At 35.0% G+C, this 22,177-nt stretch carries 20 protein-coding genes; 11 read left to right on the forward strand and 9 right to left on the reverse strand.

Annotation, left to right across the window (positions count from 1 at the left end):
• Nucleotides 1–236: 236 nt before the first annotated feature.
• A complete protein-coding gene (locus tag PFY10_10080; GenBank protein ID WBV58794.1) occupies nucleotides 237–821 on the forward strand; it encodes a ribonuclease HII in 585 nt (194 codons plus the stop codon).
• A 61-nt stretch (nucleotides 822–882) separates the two neighbouring features.
• Here PFY10_10080 and yidC read toward each other — a convergent pair whose 3' ends face one another.
• From yidC to PFY10_10100, 4 genes are all read right to left on the reverse strand, one after another.
• Nucleotides 883–2,682, reverse strand: a complete 1,800-nt coding sequence (gene yidC / locus PFY10_10085) for a membrane protein insertase YidC (GenBank protein ID WBV58795.1) — start codon at nucleotides 2,680–2,682, stop codon at nucleotides 883–885.
• A 193-nt stretch (nucleotides 2,683–2,875) separates the two neighbouring features.
• A complete protein-coding gene (locus tag PFY10_10090; GenBank protein ID WBV58796.1) occupies nucleotides 2,876–4,483 on the reverse strand; it encodes a CTP synthase in 1,608 nt (535 codons plus the stop codon).
• A gap of 127 nt (nucleotides 4,484–4,610) precedes the next feature.
• Complete coding sequence (locus PFY10_10095) at nucleotides 4,611–5,180, reverse strand: YceI family protein (protein WBV58797.1); 570 nt, start codon at nucleotides 5,178–5,180, stop codon at nucleotides 4,611–4,613.
• Between the two features lie 61 nt (nucleotides 5,181–5,241).
• The gene (locus PFY10_10100; GenBank protein ID WBV58798.1) at nucleotides 5,242–5,652 is read right to left on the reverse strand and encodes a hypothetical protein; all 411 of its coding nucleotides are present in this window, start codon (nucleotides 5,650–5,652) and stop codon (nucleotides 5,242–5,244) included.
• 60 nt (nucleotides 5,653–5,712) lie between these two features.
• On the opposite strand from PFY10_10100, the gene radA reads away from it, so the two are divergent.
• The 3 genes from radA to PFY10_10115 all read left to right on the forward strand — a co-directional run bounded on the left by radA (nucleotide 5,713) and on the right by PFY10_10115 (nucleotide 9,590).
• A complete protein-coding gene (gene radA, locus PFY10_10105; protein WBV58799.1) occupies nucleotides 5,713–7,062 on the forward strand; it encodes a DNA repair protein RadA in 1,350 nt (449 codons plus the stop codon).
• Between the two features lie 312 nt (nucleotides 7,063–7,374).
• Complete coding sequence (locus PFY10_10110) at nucleotides 7,375–8,916, forward strand: M12 family metallo-peptidase (GenBank protein ID WBV58800.1); 1,542 nt, start codon at nucleotides 7,375–7,377, stop codon at nucleotides 8,914–8,916.
• An 80-nt stretch (nucleotides 8,917–8,996) separates the two neighbouring features.
• On the forward strand, nucleotides 8,997–9,590 hold the full coding sequence (locus PFY10_10115) for an ACP phosphodiesterase (GenBank protein WBV58801.1): 594 nt from the start codon (nucleotides 8,997–8,999) through the stop codon (nucleotides 9,588–9,590).
• A gap of 357 nt (nucleotides 9,591–9,947) precedes the next feature.
• Here the strand turns inward: PFY10_10115 and PFY10_10120 are convergent, their stop codons facing one another.
• Together PFY10_10120 and PFY10_10125 are read right to left on the reverse strand one after the other, a co-directional pair.
• Nucleotides 9,948–10,142 (reverse strand): hypothetical protein, encoded by a 195-nt coding sequence (locus tag PFY10_10120; GenBank protein WBV58802.1) that lies wholly within the window; start codon nucleotides 10,140–10,142, stop codon nucleotides 9,948–9,950.
• A gap of 426 nt (nucleotides 10,143–10,568) precedes the next feature.
• The gene (locus PFY10_10125) at nucleotides 10,569–11,072 is read right to left on the reverse strand and encodes a hypothetical protein (protein WBV58803.1); all 504 of its coding nucleotides are present in this window, start codon (nucleotides 11,070–11,072) and stop codon (nucleotides 10,569–10,571) included.
• Between the two features lie 66 nt (nucleotides 11,073–11,138).
• Between PFY10_10125 and PFY10_10130 the strand changes: the two genes are divergently transcribed.
• The 3 genes from PFY10_10130 to PFY10_10140 all read left to right on the forward strand — a co-directional run bounded on the left by PFY10_10130 (nucleotide 11,139) and on the right by PFY10_10140 (nucleotide 15,068).
• A complete protein-coding gene (locus tag PFY10_10130) occupies nucleotides 11,139–11,717 on the forward strand; it encodes a HupE/UreJ family protein (GenBank protein ID WBV58804.1) in 579 nt (192 codons plus the stop codon).
• A 67-nt stretch (nucleotides 11,718–11,784) separates the two neighbouring features.
• Nucleotides 11,785–14,160, forward strand: coding sequence for a M1 family metallopeptidase (locus PFY10_10135; GenBank protein WBV58805.1), 2,376 nt, complete (start codon nucleotides 11,785–11,787; stop codon nucleotides 14,158–14,160).
• 14 nt (nucleotides 14,161–14,174) lie between these two features.
• Complete coding sequence (locus PFY10_10140; protein ID WBV58806.1) at nucleotides 14,175–15,068, forward strand: hypothetical protein; 894 nt, start codon at nucleotides 14,175–14,177, stop codon at nucleotides 15,066–15,068.
• A gap of 54 nt (nucleotides 15,069–15,122) precedes the next feature.
• Here the strand turns inward: PFY10_10140 and PFY10_10145 are convergent, their stop codons facing one another.
• Together PFY10_10145 and PFY10_10150 are read right to left on the reverse strand one after the other, a co-directional pair.
• Nucleotides 15,123–15,824, reverse strand: a complete 702-nt coding sequence (locus tag PFY10_10145) for a LytTR family DNA-binding domain-containing protein (GenBank protein ID WBV58807.1) — start codon at nucleotides 15,822–15,824, stop codon at nucleotides 15,123–15,125.
• Nucleotides 15,817–16,848, reverse strand: coding sequence for a histidine kinase (locus PFY10_10150; GenBank protein WBV58808.1), 1,032 nt, complete (start codon nucleotides 16,846–16,848; stop codon nucleotides 15,817–15,819). The genes PFY10_10145 and PFY10_10150 overlap by 8 nt, the downstream gene beginning before the upstream one ends.
• Nucleotides 16,849–17,162: 314 nt before the next feature.
• On the opposite strand from PFY10_10150, the gene PFY10_10155 reads away from it, so the two are divergent.
• From PFY10_10155 to PFY10_10165, 3 genes are read left to right on the forward strand one after another with little or no spacing between them, the layout of a single operon-like run.
• Nucleotides 17,163–17,768, forward strand: coding sequence for a DUF2490 domain-containing protein (locus tag PFY10_10155; protein WBV58809.1), 606 nt, complete (start codon nucleotides 17,163–17,165; stop codon nucleotides 17,766–17,768).
• Between the two features lie 41 nt (nucleotides 17,769–17,809).
• The gene (locus PFY10_10160) at nucleotides 17,810–19,096 is read left to right on the forward strand and encodes a citrate:proton symporter (GenBank protein ID WBV58810.1); all 1,287 of its coding nucleotides are present in this window, start codon (nucleotides 17,810–17,812) and stop codon (nucleotides 19,094–19,096) included.
• A gap of 53 nt (nucleotides 19,097–19,149) precedes the next feature.
• Nucleotides 19,150–20,364, forward strand: a complete 1,215-nt coding sequence (locus tag PFY10_10165; protein WBV58811.1) for a cation:dicarboxylase symporter family transporter — start codon at nucleotides 19,150–19,152, stop codon at nucleotides 20,362–20,364.
• 52 nt (nucleotides 20,365–20,416) lie between these two features.
• On the opposite strand, the gene PFY10_10170 is transcribed toward PFY10_10165, so the two are convergent.
• Nucleotides 20,417–21,598 (reverse strand): hypothetical protein, encoded by a 1,182-nt coding sequence (locus tag PFY10_10170; GenBank protein ID WBV58812.1) that lies wholly within the window; start codon nucleotides 21,596–21,598, stop codon nucleotides 20,417–20,419.
• 261 nt (nucleotides 21,599–21,859) lie between these two features.
• Between PFY10_10170 and PFY10_10175 the strand changes: the two genes are divergently transcribed.
• The gene (locus PFY10_10175) at nucleotides 21,860–21,994 is read left to right on the forward strand and encodes a hypothetical protein (GenBank protein ID WBV58813.1); all 135 of its coding nucleotides are present in this window, start codon (nucleotides 21,860–21,862) and stop codon (nucleotides 21,992–21,994) included.
• Nucleotides 21,995–22,177: the final 183 nt, after the last annotated feature.

A 22,177-nucleotide genomic window follows, 5' to 3' on the forward strand; every position in this document is an offset into this window, starting at 1 on the left:
TTAAAATTTTAAACGATTAAATACACTTATCCATTATATTTAAAAATATGATAAAATTAATGCTAATTTAACATAAATCACTAATTCGTGTTATTTTTTAAATATGATAAAAATTTTATAACTCAACTAGAAATATTAAATAAATAAGATAAATACACTGCCATTTACACATATTGCCGCAAAATATATTTTTCTTTATTTTTACAAAATATTATAGTGTTTTATATATTATTTTAATGGATTTATTACAAAGTTGGTCAGAGAGTTACATAGAAGCAGGATGTGATGAAGTTGGAAGGGGGTGCTTGTCAGGGCCCGTGGTTGCTGCAGCTGTCATCTTAGACCACAACTTCAAACAAAGCTTAGTAAATGATTCTAAAAAATTGAATTTTAAAACCAGAATGGATCTGGATAATTATATAAAAGATAACGTTAAAGACTATGCTATCGCAGAATTACCTCCTGCATTTATAGACTTACACAACATTCTTAATGCCAGCATCCATGCAATGCATCAGGCATTAGATAAATTAACAACAAGACCGGAACTGATTCTGGTGGACGGAAACAAGTTCCACCCTTATAATTACATTCCACATCAGTGCATCATTAAAGGAGATTCTAAAATCCTTTCAATTGCTGCAGCTTCTATCTTAGCTAAAAATTACAGAGACCAGCTGATGATTAAATTACATGATGAGTTTCCCGAATACGGATGGGATACTAATTTTGGATATGCTACTAAAAAGCATCAGGACGCACTTATAAAGTTTGGCCCCACAGTACACCATAGGCAATCCTTCAGACTTAAATATGATTAAAGAGGTACAATAAAAAAGAGGTGCAAATAATTTGCACCTCTTTTTTATTATCATGATAAGATTATTTCTTCTTATTTCTCTGTTGTTCCTGAGCTCTTTGTTGTTCTTGAGCCTTCTCCATCATCTCCCGCATTCTTTTCTGGAATTTACCTTCAGTTTTTGGTTTTTCCTTATTCGCCTGGATCTGGGCATGAATTTTCTTTTCATCCAGGATCACATATTTAATAACAAGGATAATCAAGATGTTAATTGCATTGGATACAAAGTAATACCATGAAAGACCAGATGCAGAGGTATTCAGGAAGAATAAAAATGTAATTGGGAAAATGTACATTAATACTTTCATATTTGGCATTCCTTCCTGTTGAGGTTGCTGGATATTTCCTGATGTCATGATAGTATAGATTAAAATTACCACCGTACACGCTAAAGCAAAAACACTCAAATGATCTCCCAAGAAAGGAACTTTAAATGGCAATCTGATTAAATCATCATAAGCGGTCAGATCTTTTGCAAACCAGAAGCCTTTCCCTCTTAAATCAATAAAGTTAGGGAAGAAACGGAATAATGCGTAGAAGATAGGAATCTGTACCAACGCCGGCAAACAACCCGCCATCTGATTAACACCAGCCTTTCTGTAAATTTCCATTGTAGCTTGTTGCTTCTTCATCGGATCCGCATCCTTTAACTTCGCATTAGCCTCATCAATTTCAGGACGAATTACCCTCATCATAGCACTCAATTTATGTTGCTTGTACATAATTGGCGATAGGATAAGTTTAACAATGATCGTCATAAAGAAGATCACCCAGCCCGCTGTTAATCCCCAAGATGCAATAATATTATACATTGGCATGAAGAAATAACGGTTCATCCCACCGATAAATGACCAACCCAAAGGTAATATCTCATCAAAGTTTTTATCATATGATTTTAATAACGGTAAATCTAATGGCATAAAATACCATGTAAAATCCTGATTCAATTCACTCCCTGTCATTTGAACAAATCCTTCGTAGTTGAATTTTTTCAAATATTCACCCTCTTCTATTGATTCCTGATTTCCTTTACTTTGTGTAAATCCGTTTTTAGCTTCAATTACAGAAGAGAAGAATTGCTGTTTTACACCAATCCAGTTAAGAGTTTCTTTCTCTTCTTCCATGGTCGTTCTTCCATCGTAATCATAGCTCTTATAGTTATTAAATGTATAAGAAAATTCTGAGTGGGATTGTTCCTGAGCTCTACCTTTTTCTAAATTTCTCACATTATAATTCCAAAGAAAATCAGCCTTGGTATCAGAAGTTACTGAAGCCAATCCCTGAGTTCTTACTTTAAAGTCTAATGTATATTTAGGAAGTAATGTATAAATAAACTGAATAACAGCACCATTGTAATTAGCTGTCATCGTTACAGCATTTCCATTCACTGTCGGAGAGAAAACCAGGTCTTTAGTATTAATAACCTTACCCGTTTTATCCTTAAACTGAAAACCGTAGTTTGAGTTATTCTTATTGATTAAATAAAGAGGGAGATCAGCCTGATCACTTTTGTGATCATACGCTTTGTATTTTAAAAGTTCTACTTTAGAAACTTGCCCTCCCAAGCTGGAAAATTCCAATTTCAATTCATTATTTCCTAAAGTAGAAACCTGAATAGCGTTAGGAGTTACATTTGGATTGATATTACTTGCCTGAGTTTGTTTTACGGCAGTTTTTACCTGTTCAGTTTTTTGTTGCTGAGCTTTCAACTGTTCCTCTTTCTGTTGTTTATTCTGAAAATAAAACATGAATCCGAAGAGAACCAAACATAAAACCGCAAAACTAATCATTTGACTTTTATCGAGTCCGTTGTTCTGTTGCATTTTGATTTTATTAAAATTATTTTTTCATAATCCACCGTAAAATTCAACATTAAATTTCACCCTGGATTTCGAGCTGACAAAAATACTGATTTTTTATCAAAACTCTATCTTTTACTCTATTACAATATGATAAACTCAGGCTGATAATAATCAACCTGAGTTTAAATATGACGTTTAATCGATATAAATTCCTTTATTTCTTCTCACATGCTTTAATAAAAGCTCTGAATAGCGGATGCGGTGTTGCAACCGTACTCTTATATTCAGGATGATACTGCACTCCTACATAGAACGGATGATCATTAAGCTCAAGAGCTTCAACCAGTCCAGTTTCAGGATTAGTACCTGTTGCAAAGAATCCGTTTTTTTCAAATTCTTGTAAATAATCACTGTTGAATTCATAACGGTGACGGTGTCTTTCAGCTATATTCTTACTTCCATAGATATCGGAAAGTTTAGAGTTATTCTTCACAGAACACTTCCAAGAACCAAGACGCATCGTTCCTCCTTTATCAACAACATTCTTTTGCTCTTCCATTAAAGAGATCACTGGATGCTCTGTAGCAGTATCAAATTCCATAGAATTTGCTTTAGAATACCCTAAAATATTTCGTGCAAATTCAATAGTCATAATCTGCATTCCTAAACAAATTCCCAACATAGGAATTTTATTTTCTCTTGCATATTGAGCTGTCAATACTTTACCTTCTATACCTCTGTCTCCAAAACCTGGAGCAATAAGAATTCCATTAACTCCTTTTAAAGTTTCTTTGATATTTTCTTGGGTGATATCCCCACTATAAACCCATCTCACTTTTACTTCCGTCTCAAGATCTGCTCCGGCATGCTTAAATGCTTCAGCGATAGAAATGTAAGAATCCTGAAGAGAAACATATTTACCTACTAAAGCAATTTCAACAGTCTTTTTTGGATTCTGGAATTTCTTAAGGAAACTCTTCCAATCTTTAAGATCCGCTTCTTTATCACTCTTAAGATCCAATTCTTTTAGAACTACATCATCAAAGTTCTGTTTCTGAAGGTACATAGGGACTTCATAAATAGTTTCCAGATCTTTGCACTCAATTACATTATCCAAAGGAACATTACAGAACTGAGCTAATTTAGCTCTCTGATCTTTTGGTATTTTATGCTCTGTTCTGCAAACCAAAACATCTGCCATAATTCCGCTTTCCATCAATTGACGTACGGAATGCTGAGAAGGTTTTGTCTTTAATTCTCCACTGGAAGCCAGATATGGCAACAGGGTTAAGTGAATTACCATAGAATTCTTTTCTCCCAATTCCCATTTTAGCTGACGTACAGTTTCAATGTATGGCAAAGATTCGATATCCCCTACAGTTCCTCCGATTTCAGTAATAATGATATCGTAGTTCTGCTTGGATAAAATTTTAATTCTACGTTTGATTTCGTTAGTGATATGAGGAATTACCTGAACTGTTTTTCCTAAAAAGTCGCCTTTTCTTTCTTTTTCAATTACAGTCTGGTAGATTTTTCCTGTAGTAACGTTGTTGTTTTGAGAAGTGGGAGCATCTAAGTATCGCTCGTAATGACCTAAATCCAGATCCGTCTCCGCACCATCTTCGGTTACATAGCATTCTCCGTGTTCATAAGGATTCAAAGTTCCTGGGTCAATATTAATATAAGGATCTAGTTTTTGGATCGTTACATTAAAACCGCGTGATTTCAGCAATAGTCCCAGAGAAGCAGAAACAATTCCTTTTCCCAAAGATGAAGTTACACCTCCTGTCACAAAGATGTATTTAGTATTCTTTTTACTCATTAGATTAGGTTTGTGCAAAGTTATGGGAAAAAGAAATACGAGGCAATTTATTTGCTAAGAAATAAAAAAAAGGTTCCTCAAAATTACTTCAGAAACCTTTAACCAAACCAAATTATATTTAAAAAAATTATTGCTTTATTAATTCAAAATATAAATTAACATCTACATCCTTTGCAACACCCGCTCCTGTTGGATCATATTTAATATTATAATCTAAACGGTTTACTGTAAATTTTGTTTGAAAGCCTAAAATTTCTTTCCCTTGCTGATTTTTTGTTACACCACCATACGTTACCGGAATGCTGATTTCTTTTGTCACATCTTTAATAGTAAGTTTTCCTTTAAGAATGTAGGTATTATTTTTATCTTTCGTAATAGATCCGCTTTCGAATGTCATGGTCGGAAATTTCTCTGCATCGAAGAAGTCTGCACTTTTCAAATGCTTATCCCTCATTTCAACACCTGTGTTTACCGATCCGGTTACCACGCTAAAATTGAAGGCTGCCTTATCCAGATCTTTCCCTGAAGAAACCACTGTACCATCGAATTTATCAAATCTTCCTTGCACAAAACTAATCCCCATATGCTTGATATTGAAGTTAACTGAAGAATGCATAGGATCTACTTTCCAGGTTGATTGTGCAAAGCCTGCGATGCTTAAAAAAGCAAACATAAAAGCTAATAGTATCTTTTTCATTGTAATATATTTTATTTTTTACCCACCAAAGATAAAGTGATAAACCCATTCACCTCTTGACCTATGATAATTTTTTCTTTGATTTTATTTTCACATACATAAAATGAATAGCAATTACAATCAGAAAAACGACAACTGCATTCATATACAAAAGTACATTCAGAAGTTTCGCGTTTGTTTTCTCAGAAAAATAAGTAAAAGGATTAGTTCCTGATATCATCAGCATAAAAAGGTAGAGTACTTCAAATAAAATAGCAATCCTAACCACCGATTGATATGTGCTTTTAAATATGACAACCGTTACAAGTCCCACTCCGCTGCTTATTATACACCCAATAAGAACAGCCAACGAAAGCATTCCAAAATCACCGCCGGGTAAATGCAAATATCCTACGAGCCAATCTGCAAGCCATGTAGTAAGGATTGTCATTATAAAGAATATAACCACGCTTTTTATTAAAATATTTTTCATACTAGAAAATTAACCAAAAATTCAGAAGTAAAATTCAAAAAAAATTTTGAACTTCGCAGTATGGCAAAACTTAAAACAGCATATTTCTGTCAAAACTGCGGAACCCAATACTCACAATGGATGGGTCAATGCAAAAACTGCGGGCAATGGAATACATTAGTTGAAGAGGTCGTGGAAAAGGTATCCAGCAGAAGTCTTCCTTCCTCGAAAACAAAACAACACGTCATTAATATTATTGAAGTTGAAGCAATTGAAGAACCCAGGATTAAAACACCCTCCGAGGAGCTCAACCGGGTAATGGGAGGTGGAATTGTTTTAGGTTCTGTTACTTTGATCGGAGGAGAGCCGGGAATCGGAAAATCGACATTGCTTTTACAGCTGGCATTAAAAATGAAGAAGAAAATATTTTATGTTTCAGGAGAAGAAAGCGCCTCACAGATCAAAATGAGAGCAGACCGGTTATCTGAAGTTCAAAACCCAAATTGCTTCCTTTACACCGAAACTTCATTGGAAAAAATATTACATGAAGCCAAAAAATTAGAGCCTGATTTTATCATTATCGACTCCATTCAAACTTTACAGTCCCAATTGATAGAAAGCTCACCGGGAACCGTTTCCCAAATCAGAGAATGTTCGAATGAGATCATTAAATATGCTAAAGAGAACAATACTCCAGTTTTTCTGGTAGGTCATATTACTAAAGACGGACAGATTGCCGGTCCAAAGGTTTTGGAACATATGGTAGATGTAGTTTTAAATTTCGATGGGGATAGAAATCATCTTTTCAGATTATTACGGGCTAATAAAAACCGTTTTGGCTCCACCTCGGAAATTGGAATCTATGAAATGATTTCCCAGGGCTTAAAAGAGATCAAAAATCCATCTGAAATTTTAATTACAAAAAAATTCGAGGAGCTTTCCGGAAACTCCGTAGCTGTAACGCTTGAGGGAAATCGCCCTATGTTATTGGAGATTCAGGCACTGGTAAGCACGGCTGTTTATGGAACACCTCAGAGGAGTTCTACCGGATTTGATGCTAAAAGATTGAATATGTTGCTTGCCGTATTGGAGAAGAGAGCCGGATTTCAGCTTGGTGCTAAAGATGTTTTTCTCAACATTACAGGGGGAATAAAGACAGATGACCCGGCCCTTGATCTCGCTGTAGTAGCCTCTATCCTTTCATCTAATGAAGACATTGCAATATCCGAACATTTTTGTTTTGCCGGGGAAATCGGACTTAGCGGCGAAATCAGACCTGTTGCTCAAATTGAACAACGCATCTCGGAAGCTGAAAAATTGGGATATGAAAAGATCTTTGTCTCCAACCTCAACAAAATACCTAAAAGAAAATTCGGGATTAAAATTGAGGAAGTCAGTAAAATTGAAGATTTCCATGAACGAATCTTTTAATTAAAAGACAGTCCTAAAACATCATTAATTAATTTACCAAGAAAACGTACTAGTTTCCAATTTATCGCCAAAATCCAGACAAGGATTAAATAAAAAGCATCATCACTCTTTATGAATATGAATATGAATATTCGATAGAGAGTGATGATGTTATTAAAAACAATCTTCAACCGCAGTTTCTTAGATCAATTTAATAGCAACAAAGCTCTGAAATTAAATATTTCGCAGAAATTTCGATCATCTATTGAAAAAAAATCACCACATGTTGATATTTTATATATATTTGTATATCACCATACTAAATCACATAAAATGAAAACAAAATTCACTATTTTCGTGTTGTTTTGCGCCGGCATGCTATTTGGGCAAAACAAAATTTTTCAAACAGCTATTAATGAGAATAATTTAAAAAGTAACCAAAAAGTAAGCAGGGAGCTATCCTCTTCTTATTTAGTTACAAAATACTATTCCCAAGCTCCCTTTAATTTAAAATCCGATTTACAAATCAACCTCCCGACCGGTAAAGAGATCACAGCCAAATTCAGCCGTTCTTTAACGTACAGCAATAAGAGTGAATCTTATATTTACACTATTGAAAATGATCCCAGAGCCGAACTTGTACTTTCACAATATGATCGCGTGGTAACAGGAATGTACGCTTCAGGCACAGGTGAAAAAGTAATATTCCACCAAACTGATGCAAACGTTTTTGCATTATCCGAAGTGAGCGATTCGACAATCCTCAATCAGGATTCGATTGATGATTATGTAATGGACAAAAACGAAAACTTTAATAAAGCAAATTCTAACGTTTGCTTATCAACAACCCCTGTATGCCCTGCTACCAGAGTAGATGTGATGGTAGTTTTCACTACCGCAGCAAAAAACGCATGGGGCGGGCTTTCACAGAGTAATTCGTTTGTAGCAACTGCTATCACCAATTTCAATACTGCATTAACCAATTCAGGGGTTTCCAATGTCACCATTAATCTTGTATACTCCGGAGAGATCAGCTACACTGAATCCGGAAGTTTGAGTACGGATCTTCCAAGGCTTAGAAATAATAATGATGGGTATATGGATGATGTACATACACTAAGAACCACCTATGGAGCGGATCTATGCGCTTTAGTTACCTCAACACCAACTAACACTTGCGGCTTAGGCTATGTAAATACAAGTTCTACCAACTACAGCAGTAATTCAGGGTTTTGTGTAAGCCTATACAATTGTGCTGTATCCAACTACTCACTTGCCCACGAACTTGGACACAATATGGGATTAAGACATGACTGGTACGTAGACTCCAGCACCACACCATGTGATCATCATCATGGATACACCAATAAAAAAGCAATAGATCTTGGAACTTCGAGCACTTCTTCTCAAAGATGGAGAACTATAATGGCTTATAATGATGAATGTTCCTCTAAAGGATTCAACTGTACCAGAATCAACAGGTGGGCAAATCCGGACATTAACTACAATAGTGATCCTACGGGGGTAGCAATAGGAAACACCAAGCCGGCTAATGAAGCCTTTGGATTTGCACGTTTCGCTTGTGTCGTTTCTAATTTTATGCCTGAAACACAATCTTTCCTCGCCACAAAGGAAGCTATTCATGAAACACAAGAGTTCTTACTATATCCTAATCCTGCTCATGATATGATTCAGATTTCAGGAAACAGAACCGGCAAGTATTCTTTTAAAGTATACAATTCTGCAGGCCAAAACGTAATATCAACTACGGAAACTACCATCCACCTCAAAGGATTAACTTCCGGAGAGTACTTCCTAAGTATTTATGATGACAAAAATTCTTTGATAGAAAGTAAAAAGTTTATTGTTAGATAATTTCTTTTAAATAGTTAGTTTATAAACCTTCAAATACCTTAACTTTATTTGAAGGTTTTATTTTTATAACCTGATATCCTATGAATTATTTAGCACATTCTTTTCTCTCTTTTACAGATCAGCAAATTGTCGGACAGTTTCTCGAAGATTTCATCAGAAACAAAGAGCGGTTCTCATTTCCAAAAGAAATTCAGGATGGGATTACCTTACACAGAGCTATTGATACTTTTACAGACTCCCATCCGGCTATTCATGAAGCTAAAAAAATATTCAGCCCTTTGGTAAGACTATATGCAGGAGCATTTGTAGATGTATCTATGGATCATTTTCTGGCTAATGACTTCAGTCTTAATTCACTGCAAGGCTGGAAAAACCATTCCCTCCGGGTTTACAAGGCTCTTAATGAAAATCAAGAATGGCTTCCTGAAAATTTTAAGAGAATGTTAGTAAAGATGGAAACAGAGGATTGGCTATATAATTACAGAGAAGATTGGGGAATAAAATTCAGTATTCAAAATGTTCTTAACAAAGCACAATATCTGGAGAAAGATATTCCTGTATTCGAAGCATTTTTAAAAAATAAAGATCTTCTTCAGGAATGTTACAATAATTTTTTTCCGGATTTACTTGAGCATACAAGAGGAATCAATGCTCTTTTACAAATAGACAATTAACCCTTAAAATAAAAAAGCACTTACGTGAGTAAGCGCTTAATAATCTTCTGTATTTCGCTAAAAATAATTTGATATGAAGATTATATTTTAATTAGTCAATTTTATTGCCAAAATGTTACAAACAAACATTTGTTAGTTACAAAATAAAAACATTTATCCCATTTATGCAAAGAAAAACTAATATTGAAATCTATACAAAAAAGCACTTACCATTAAGATAAGCGCTATATATATGTCGAATTTGTGTTGTTAGAATTTTTTGTGCCTGATCCTATCCGGAGTTTGTGGGAACTATTTCTCCAAATAGCAATAAAATAAAAATATAATGTTCTGTTTTACTATTTCCAATTTTTATAATTACGTTGAATCCATCGATAGCCCAATTGTGTCATTTGGAGGATTACCTATTTTCAGAATCCGGGTTAAATAATTTTTTGCTTCATCTGCATAAAAAACACCTGATGTCTTTATTGTATTAACCCCTACTTGTTCTTTAATTAAAGTACATGTGGGATAAAAATGCAAGAAAAAATTACTTTCTTTATTTTCCATATGCAATATTGTTATTTCTAACAACTAAGAATTAATACAATTTTTAAAACTTCTTTAAATCCAATACAAAATATATAATATATATAATTTTATAAAAAATTAACATATCTAAACCCTATCAAATATAAAAAAAATTATTTAATAAACACACATAAAGATCAAATATTAAAAAATATTAATAATATTAATTAGTCACTATTAATAGATTTAACAAAATATAGAAAATCCTTAATTTGCAAATATTTAAGACCTTTAAATATCTAAAATAAATGTTAAAAAAATAAAAATCCTTTATTTTAATATTTCTCAAATATATAAATTTAATATTTATCACGCAATGGTGTATTAATTTTCATCAAAAAAGAATATTATTAGAAAAAATACACATGTACAATTACATATACACTTGAAAGCGCATTAAATACATTATTGGAACTGTTGATACAGATATCGATTGGGATAGGATAATTTTTCACTTTTCCTTTTCCCATTCAAAATAATATGGACAATGTTGATCTGATCATCAAACAGATTATACAAAAAACTAACTGCAGCTTCAACTTTCTTAGGCATATTAACAGATTCCGTTTCCAAAAAAATATTCACAGATTCATTATCCTCTTCATATCCCAGATAATTTACCCTTAAGAACTTACCGTCGGACTTTAGTTTCAGATATTCTGCACTATAATTTTTTAAAGCGTCATCCAACTGAACCTTATACTTCGGATCATTAAAGTGGAAAGACTTGTTGTATTTTTTACCTAGGGCATTTTCCAGATCATCCAGAAAAAAACGCCCGGTAACCTCGAATGTCTTTGATTTTGTATTATAATTGATTTCAACGGAACCTACATGATAGGGATGCTTTATAATAGTAAAAGAATACAAAAAAACAAGAGGAATAAACAGTATCCACAAACCTTTCATAAAAACAGACTTAATTATTTTTCGAAATTAATCATTATTTTCGTACGTTTTACAGTACATTATATCATGCAGGACTTTTTATTCTATTTAAAACTTGGTTGGGAACATATCATTTCTTTAGATGCGCTTGATCACCAACTTTTTGTTTTAGCTTTAATTGCGGTTTATTCTTATAAGGATCTCAAGAAAATTCTAATCCTGGTGACAGCATTCACAATAGGTCATTCCATAACATTAGCATTAAGTATCCTTGATATAGTAAGAGTGCCTTCAAATTGGGTAGAGTTTTTAATTCCGCTAACAATAGTCCTTACAGCATTAGGTAATATTATTATGAAGAATAAAAAGCAGGCCCTGGACAAAACAAATTATTACCTGGCTTTATTTTTCGGACTTATTCACGGAATGGGATTTGCCAATACTGCAAGAGTGATGATTGCAAAAAGCCAGAGTATTGCGATTCCTCTTTTAGGATTTAATATTGGTTTGGAAGTAGGACAGATTGTAATTGTTTGTGCTATTTTAATCTTGCTGTTTATTGCATTAACATTATTCAAAATTAATAGAAAAGATTGGATACTCTTTATATCGTCCGGTGTTTTTGCCCTGGCATTAAAAATGACAATAGAAAGAATTCCATTTTAAGACTTATTGATTGATATTTTTTCAAGTAGTTATTGTTATATTTGAAAATTATTAAATCATTTCGGTCATGAGACTAAAAGTAACCCTACTTTCTGTATTCACATTTGCAGGTTTAGCAGCCCAAAATATTCAAAATAACCCGGGAAGTAATCACGGAAATAAGTTTGAACAATTAGGAACCATTTTACCTACTCCAAATATTTATAGAACTGCTTCCGGATCTCCGGGACATGGTTACTGGCAAAACAGAGCAGATTATAATATTTCCGCCTATCTGGACGAGGATAAAAGAAACCTGAAGGGCTCCGAAACGATTACTTATTATAACAATTCTCCTGACGACTTAGATTATATATGGTTACAATTGGATGAGAACGAGGCATCAAGCATCAACAAAGCCAATTATCCTACTTCTACAACCCTTCCTAAAACCATAAATGACCAGAAGTTAAAGATAACGGAACTTCCGGAAAAGGACAATGGCTACGGCATTCATCTGGAAAAAGTAACCGACGAAACCGGTAATGCATTACGGTATACTGTAAACAAAACCATGATGCGTATTGATTTGCCTAAAATCCTGAAAAAAGGAGAAAAATTCACGTTAAAAATAGACTGGAATTACAACATCACCAACAGAATTAAAATGGGTGGCCGTGGTGGCTATGAAAACTTTCCTGAAGATGGAAATGATTTGTACACAATGACACAATGGTATCCAAGGATGTGTGTTTACAGTGATTTTCATGGATGGCAGAATCACCAGTTTACAGGAAGAGGAGAATTCGCCCTTGCCTTTGGAAATTTTAAAGTTTCAATGAATGTTCCTGCAGATCATGTTGTAGGAGGTACCGGAGAGTGTAAGAATTATGAACAGGTATTATCTTCAGACCAACTATCCCGATATAGAAAAGCCCAAAGCTCATCAGAGCCTGTAGAAATTGTAACGCTCGATGAAGCGAAGAAAGCAGAAAAAAACAGATCAAAACAAAGAAAAACCTGGGTTTTTGAAGCCAATAATGTAAGGGATTTCGCATGGACGTCATCCCGAAAGTTCATCTGGGATGGAATGGGCGTGGTAATACCGGAAAACAATAATAAAGTAATGGCTATGAGCTTCTATGGTAAAGAGGCTTACGGACTTTACAGAAAATTCTCTACAAAAGCTGTTGCACACACAATAAAAACTTATTCAGAATTCACGATTCCTTACCCTTATCCGGTTGCTCAGTCTGTAGAAGCGGCAAATGGTATGGAATATCCTATGATCTGTTTCAATTTTGGAAGAACTGAGAAAGATGGAACTTACTCAGAAGGAACCAAAAATGGTATGATCGGAGTAATCATCCATGAGGTAGGACACAATTTCTTTCCCATGATCATTAACTCCGATGAAAGACAGTGGACCTGGATGGACGAAGGATTGAACACCTTTACAGAATATCTTACGGAAGAAAGATGGGATAACAAGTTCCCTTCAAAACGAGGACCTGCATGGACTATTGTGGATTACATGAAACTACCAAAAGATCAGCTGGAGCCTATTATGAGTAACTCTGAAAACATTGTTCAGTTTGGCCCTAATGCCTACTCAAAACCCGCAACTGGCCTGAATATCCTTCGTGAAACCATTATGGGCAGAGAACTTTTTGATAAGGCCTATAAAACTTATGCAAAAAGATGGGCTTTTAAACACCCGGAACCTGCCGATTTCTTCAGAACAATGGAGGATGCAAGCGGAGAAGATCTGGATTGGTTCTGGAGAGGATGGTTTTACGGCACAGATCCTGTTGACATAGCTATTGATAAGGTAACCATTGCCACTCCCGATTTAGATGCCGTACCTGCACCTAAAGAAGTAAAGTACAAAGTCGACAAAGCTCTTGTTAATGATTTTGAAGACCTTTCCAAAATCAGAAACAGAGAAGATAAAAATATTACGTTCTATGTAGACAAGGATAAAGAAGCTCAGGATTTCTACTATCGTTACGATCGTGGCCAGGAAAAAGTGGACCAGAATAAAGAATACTCCCTTACACAGGACAATGATATGGCTCTTGATAAACAGCAAAAAGAAAAGTTCAAAAACATTCAAGCTTATCAAATTGACTTCGTAAACAAAGGAGGACTGGTGATGCCAATCATTCTGGAATTTACTTTTGAAGATGGAACGAAATTATACGATAAATCTTCCGCTCAGATCTGGAGGCTCAACGAACAAAAGGCTACAAAGACTTATTATTTTGAGAAAAAATTAAAGTCTATTCAGCTGGACCCAATGCGTGAAACAGCAGATATTGACACTTCAAATAATTTCTGGAGCAATGATGGTAGTACGTCTGAGACTTCCAGATTCCAGGTATTCAAACAAAAACATGAAGGGGCAGTAAGAGGCGGTGCCAATGGAAAAGTAAATCCAATGCAGGCCGCAGGAAAAAAATAACCCTAACCATAACTATGAAAAAACTCATTCTTGTAATGCTGATGATTACAGCATCATTTTCTTATGCACAATCTCTACAGATTTATACGGGAAAAAGAGATTTCCTTCCCATAGAAATACTCATGGAGGATGGAAGCATAAAAAAAGGATTTGCACAAGATTTTACACTCCCAGATCCTGTCACTTTCTCGATTCAGTTTATTGGAAAAACTTCAGCAAAGGGTGCCCATTTGGACAGAAAAGAAATAAAATTCAAATCTTCTAAAACAGACCCGGAAATACAGCTTATTCCGGTTACCGTTATTAAAAGCCTTATCTATACCAATGAAGACACACATGAAACTTTCCAATTGGATAAACGTATTGTAAGGAAGATTAACAATAATTTAGAGCTGGAATCCGAAGGGAAAGTGCTCATGCTTCCCTTAATAAAAAAAGGAGACATCAATTTGTACGGTTTTAGGAATATCGTATGTAAAGCAAATTTCGGAGACAGCTTTGCTACTGTTTATAACGGAAACGAAAATAATTGTTCCCTGGTCGCTGTAATGACCTATATCAGTAAACCGGATGACACGGTGGCAATATCACCAGCAGACTATGATTCTGTAACTCCTTTTTCTATTTTTAATTTAAAAAATATTTATAAAAAATATTACAAAGCATACGAACTCATTGGAAAGGATTGTCCTGAATTTTTAAAAAAAGTTGATCAGGCAAGAAGTGAAGATTATTTTTCCAATAAAACTTTCAAAGAAAACAAGAAAGCTCTGGAAGAAGAAAAAAAAGAAGCATTAAGAGGAAAAAAAGGAGTAGAAATCACCAAACTAAACCTGCAATTCAGCACAGAATTATATACTAAAATGTACGGAAAACTAATAGAAGATTATCAGGAATCCTGTCATTGATTATCTTTTGTCCAAAGGAATCTTTATTGTAAAAACCGCTTTAAAGCGGTTTTTTTATTTTCCCAAATGCTCTTTCAGTATCTTTTTATAAGTTCTTCCCAGAGGAATTTTATCTCCACTTTTAAGGTAGACGCTTTTCACATCATAAGATTCAATATGAGAAGCCAATATGATATAAGATTTATGCACTCTGATAAATCCAAAAGCCTGAAATTTTTCTTCAAAATTTGACATCCTGTCGAGGATCATATATTTTTTCAAAGAGGTTACTAAAATAATATACTCCCCAAATCCCTGTACCCAAAGAATATCTTTTAGAAAAACCTTATTCATGATATAATTGGATTTAAACATGATGAAATCTTCTTTTTCTGAGTGTTCTGCAGAATTTTTAAACTGTAAAAAATCTTTGGCTTTGTTGATGGCTTTCCTGAAGGTTTCAAAATCTACAGGCTTTACAAGATAATGCACAACATCAAGCTCAAAAGCTTTTACCGCATGTTGGGTCTCCAGGGTCATAAAAATACAGAGAGGTTTATAAGGAAGCTGTTGCAATAGCTCTACTCCATTAATACCCGGCATATTAATATCAAAAATAACAAGATCCACCACATTCTCTTTTAAATATTCCAATGCCTTCTCCGGTTCCTGAAAAGAGCTTTGGAGATCCACACCTTCTATTTGATCACAATATTGCCGGACAAGTTGCAACGCAGGATATTCATCATCCACATTAATCACGGATAGATTAGCCATTCAGATCAATTTTTAAAGTTGTTTTGTATCTGTTATTTTCAATCATTTCTGAAGAAAGAATATATTTTCCCGGATAGTATTTTTCCAGTATCTGGGTGATTGCTTCATTTCCCAACCCGTAATATCCGGTTTCTCCCAAAGCTTTTTTTTCCGGAACAGAGTTGATAATTTCGAAGAACAAATCACGGTCGTTAATAGCATATATAACTTTTATGAAGCTATTGGGATCCAGACCGATTCCTGAATGTTTCAAAGCATTTTCAAAGAAGGTCAAAAAAACGGAAGGTGGAATTTCAATTAATTCCAGTGTTTCCTCATTCCGGATATCAAAATCTATATTCAGTTGGTTATCATATTTCAACTGGTACAACATGGTAAGAGAATGAATTGACGAAAATTCCTGGGCCAGACTAATTCTTTCTTTTCCGCTGTCATAGATAATATATTGAAGAAGCTTACTGAGCTGCAGGATGGAATCTGAAGTTTTTCCCGATGGGATAAAACTGTTCGCATATATATTATTTAAAGTATTCAATAAGAAATGAGGATTCATCTTTGATTTTAAAAGATCAAAGTAAAGCTGTTCTTTTTGTTCCCCAAGATCCACAACATTTTGCTCTATAAGGAATTTATCTTTTGTAATCCCTAAAAAGGAGGCAACAAGAATCACAATTCCCTGCGCCGTATATACATTAAAAAGGAAGTTGGTGTTGGAAAGAGTTTCACTAAAATTCATTTTAAAAATGGTAGGCTGTAACAAAATCCTGAAAAGACTTGACATCAAAAAACAGATCAAGGCATACAGGATAAACTCCGGATATTTATTCGATAGGTAAAAGTGAGGAACCAGATAATAATACACCAGATAATAAATCCCAATATTAAAAATCATTACAGATAAAACACTCCAAATAAGCTCCGGGGTATCAAGAAAGTAATTTTCCGTAAAAAAAGTGATTAAAATAAAGACAAAAAAGAAGAAAACATGCTGAAACCTCAAAAGAAAACCCCAACGGTAGTCCATCAGTTTTTTCAGAATCTTATCACTAAATAAAACCCTGAAAAACAACAGTATAAGTATAATATTTACAATTAAAAACATTCTAAAAACGTGATTTCTTGGGTTCTCAAATATAAGATGTTTTTTAACAGAAAATGCAGTTCGCTGATAAAATAGGTCATTGATTGAAAAATTAAAAACCCGGTAAATCGAATAAATATATTTGAGAAGTAACAATATTAACCCAATATTATATGAAAATTAAGAGAAAATTAATTTTTATTTTTTTATTAGTGCTTCATCATTTTTATCAAGGTCAAAGCACTGATACATACAATATGTGGTTCCAATATATCATGACTGCCAAGGTGTCTGACAAAAGTACTTTAACAGCCCTTACACAATACCGTTCTTTTGACCTGGCTTACGACAAAAGACTCTTCCTCGTCAATGCATATATGGATTATGAAGTAACCAAAGGAGTAAGACCTGCCGTAGGAGGTATGTTTCTCATTTTGGATTCCTACCAGACAGAAGATCAGAAAAAGACCCGCTATGAGAAAAGAGCCTTTCAACAGGTAACCCTGGACCATGATATCGGCAGATCTTCCGTTTCCAGCAGATTCCGTATAGAAGAGCGTTTCCTGAATAATCCTGACGAATTTGTATTAAGGGTCCGGTATCTCATCTCTATGAGAATCCCTTTCAACAGAAAGGGTGAAAAAGAAAGACTGTATGGAATTCTAAAAAATGAGATAAGGATGAACATCAAAAAGGAAGACCCTTTCGACAGTAACCGTATCACCGCAGGGCTTGGAATAAAAACAGGGAAAAACTCGGCAATTGAACTGGCTTTCATTAATCAGTTATCTCCGGGCAGAACCAGTAATTACGGATACATAGGGTTCAGAAACAGTTTTGATTGGAGAAAAAAACAAAAATAACCGGACATCAATTTAAAAAATTTAATATTTAATATAATGCTATGCTAACATTTCTTGGGTTTCTGATGATCTTTATTTTCATGGTTCTTATCATGAATAAAAAAATGACACCACTTACTGCTTTGGTAATTGTTCCAGTAGTGATTGCTCTTATTGCAGGATTTGGCGATGAGCTGGGTGACATGATGAAAAATGGGGTTAAAGAAATCGCACTTACAGGCGTAATGCTGATTTTTGCAATTCTCTATTTTAGTTTAATGATCGATACAGGATTATTTCAACCTTTAGTTAACCTTATTTTAAAAGCAGTCGGAGACAACCCAATCAAAACAACCATCGGAACAGCGATCCTTACAACATTAGTTTCTCTGGATGGAGATGGCTCTTCTACTTATATTATCGTAGTGGCAGCCATGCTTCCCCTATATAAAAAACAGGGACTGAATCCCCTGATCCTTACCTGTATCATAATGCTTGCAGGAGGTATCATGAATATCCTTCCATGGGGTGGTCCCACAGCAAGGGTTATGAGTTCCCTCAAACTGGGTCACACAGAGATTTTCGTTCCCATGATTCCGATTATGGTCCTTGGTATTTGCTGGGTAATCTTTGTGGCTTATATTTTAGGACTGAAAGAAAAAAAGCGTATTGCAAAATATGGAAAATACACAAAGTACAGCAATAGCGATATCGCAGGTGAAACGGATCCAGCCCTTCTTCGCCCTAAACTGATCTGGATTAATCTTGCCCTTACCATCGTATTGTTAACGGTAATGATTTTAGATATTGTTCCTTTGGGAATTGCCTTTATGATTGCTTTCTGCATAGCTTCTGTTATCAATTACCCTAAATTAAAAGACCAGCAGAAACTCATGTCCAAACATGCAGGAAATGCATTATCTGTGGCAGGAATGATCTTTGGAGCAGGGATTTTCACTGGGATCCTCAATGGATCGGGTATTATGCAGGCTATGGGAAATAGTATGATAGAAATCGTTCCGAAAAGCATGGCAGGCTCTTTAAATATTATTACTGCTGTCTTCAGTGTTCCCCTTACCTTTTTCCTGACTAATGATGCTTATTATTTCGGGATATTACCCATTATTGCAGCAACCGGACAACAACTGGGAATCCCACCTGATATTCTGGGAAGAGCAAGTCTTGTCGGACAGGCTTCTCATCTTCTGAGCCCATTGGTTCCGTCAACTTACCTATTGGTCTCTCTCGCCGGTGTGGAATTTTCTGATCATTTGAAATACACATTGAAATGGGCTATCGGATCTTCCATTATCATGTTATTAGGAGCTTTGCTTCTTGGGATAATATAAAATTTATATATATTTATATTGAATTGTCCGTTTATCCAGCGAAAAAAACTCAAATGAATCTTTTCCATACAAAAAAAACATTCACCAGCCGATATTTAAAGAATCTTTCTTTGTATGTTTTCGTGGCTATTATCTGTGGTGTTTTTACAGGACAATACCTTCCCGAGATAAGCGGTAAATTAGGGATAATCAGCCAGTATTTTTTTTTGGTTCTGGAGTCGATCATCCTGCCTATTATTTTTATGGCAGTTATTTACGGGATCTGTCACCTGGCAGATATAAAAAATGCGGGGAGCATTGTATGGCAAACAATTCTCTACTTTTTTATCATCAGCTCTGTGGCTATTACCATAGGATTTATTTTTGGACTTGCTATTCAGCCCGGTTCCCATACGGGAATTCAGATCGTTAAAACAAAAGTAATTCTTCCCAGTAGGTTTGAAATTAATGACTCCTCCCTATCTTCTGTGATGTATCGCAACAGGTACGCTATTTTCCTTATAGCTTCAATCATTATCGGCATATGCATGAACCTTTCAAAAAGACGAAAGAGTTTTCTGAATATCCTTGATAAAGGACTTGTTATTTTTTATCATATTATTAAATATTTATATATCATTCTTCCGGTTATCATTTTCTGTAACATTGCTTACGGCATTTCTGTATATGGAATTAATACCCTGCTGCCATTAAGCAAAGTTGTGGGAACCGTATACCTTGCCGATATTGCTTTTATCTTCGGAGTTTTAGGACTGGTTTCTTATATCTTTAAATTCAATTTGCTCAAATTTTTGGTAAGCATTAAAGAAGAGATCATTTTGGTTATAACCACTTCTTCTTCCAAAACAGCTTTTCCTATCATTTTTGACAAGATGGAATCTGAGGGATACAGCAAAAAAATTTTAAGATTCATTATTCCCCTGGGGTACAATTTCAACCTCGCAGGTGCCTGCATTTATATTTCTGTAGCCTGCTGTTTTCTGATTCAGTTTTATAATATTTCATTAAGCTTCAATGATTACTTATGGCTTTTTGTTATCATTTCTGTTACATCTAAAACAGCTTCCGGGGTTCCGGGGTCAGGTTTTCTTGCTCTTATTTTTACTTTGAACAGGTTTGGAAAGATCCCTGCGAATGATATTGCATTGCTTTATAGCGTAGACCGTTTCATGAACGAGGCGAGGTCAGTAACCAATTTTATTGGTATTGCCGTTTCCGGAGCCATTATTTCAAAAATAAATCAGCCCATAGAAAAAAACGCCCCATAAAAATGAAGCGTTTTTTATATTACTTGTGTTTTGTTTCTTCAAGGTGATCCTTTCAATTTCCCCAATTATTTCTTGCCCAGATCACAAGTGCCGGCAGCATATCTCCCCCTGAAGCCACAGAATGAAGATCAGATCCGAAAAGTTCCCAGTCGGTTTCATTACCATGATGAACACCTATGGCATACATCTGTCCATTGGTGAACCAGCTATATAACGGTGATCCCGATGCACCACTTGCCTCGTCTGCATAGCTTTCTATCTGTGTACTATCCACACTATTTCCATCCGGAAGCTTTACATCATCTCCGTCATCATCATCCACAACACTGATGCTGCTCTGATAAGTAGGTCGGTTTTCTCCTTTATCATAAGGATATCCCGTCATGGTCCACACATTCATATCTTCCCAATCGTCGTTATAACTTTTTGCCCCGAAATAACCTGTTGTATCTCCGATATTATCATACAGTTTCACCACCATCATATCATTTCCCACGTCACTTTGGTAGGCCACATAGCTTTCTCCATAAGTATAAAATGAATTTCCATAAATGGATCGTCCATCATAATATGCAGGAATCACTTTGATCATCCATGATGCATAAGGTTTTTGAGGCCTCATATGTCCGGAGGTCATTAGAATTTTTCTGCCTACCATAAATCCGGTTCCCCTTCCCTGATAATTCCATGATGAGACACTGGTTAATTTGGTATATACTTCTACCCTGCACACACAGCATTCCGGATAGGTATTAGGATAAATATTTACCCTGTCATCATTTCCGAAAATAGTTACATGATTGGCACTTTTCGTAACCAATCTGTTCAAACGGTTTCTCTTCACAGACTTCGTATTCGGAAAAACCACTTTAGGATGAAGTCCCAGTATATGAGTTTCCGGCACAAAAGCTTCAGCTTCGGTCACTTTTATTTTCTTAGTTTTAATTGTAGCACGAAGCTTTTCTACGGTAATGATCTCTTCGGATTTACCGGGAATACCCCAGTCAAAGGGTGAAATCTGGTCCAGCTGGTAAAATTCCCGGTTCAGCTTTGAGACAGAGATTTTTGCTGAGTCTTTTTTTCCGGTTAGTCTGAAGTTTTTGGCAGAATCTGTAATAAATAAGTTGCGATCCGGTTCTTTAGTCGGAAGCGGATTCTCATACTCCAATAGCAATTCCCGGGGAACCGGTGAATCAGCCGGAGCATCCCGAAAGATTTTTTTTAATTTTTCCATTGTTTCAGTTTTTATGATATTTGGTCTCACAAAGTTGAAGGAATGCATCACCAAATACCATAGTAATATCCCTGTTTTTGCACAGTATTAACCCTGCTGCCATTTACAGTATAATCCACTGGTTATCAAAATACAAAACACCAAAAACTATCTACAAACAACATCATTTTGATTGAATAAAAAGCTTATATTTGATCATGTCAAAAAACTCCTGATTGACAATAAATGTTCAGGAACATCAGAAAAACAAAATATTAACTTATGAAAAATGCTAAATTATTAAGCAGAGATGCTCAGAAAACCATCCACGGCGGAGCTGCAAGACTTGTTTGCTGCGAACGTGATGAAAACGGAAAATGTACATTATGGATCGGACCGGGACAATATTGTCCTTAGTCTCATAAATTGATCAGTAAAGTAAGCCGGAATTTTTCCGGCTTTATTTTTTTTAATCTGCCAAAATTTCACACCAAAAATAAAATTCTGCCATTTTTAACCATGAAGTATCGCCTGACAAGTACCAACCTCATTTGGCACACATTTAGAGAATTTGAAAGCAGAAATAATTAAAAAAACAGA

Source organism: Chryseobacterium daecheongense, from assembly GCA_027920525.1.
GTDB classification, from domain to species: Bacteria; Bacteroidota; Bacteroidia; order Flavobacteriales; family Weeksellaceae; genus Chryseobacterium; species Chryseobacterium proteolyticum.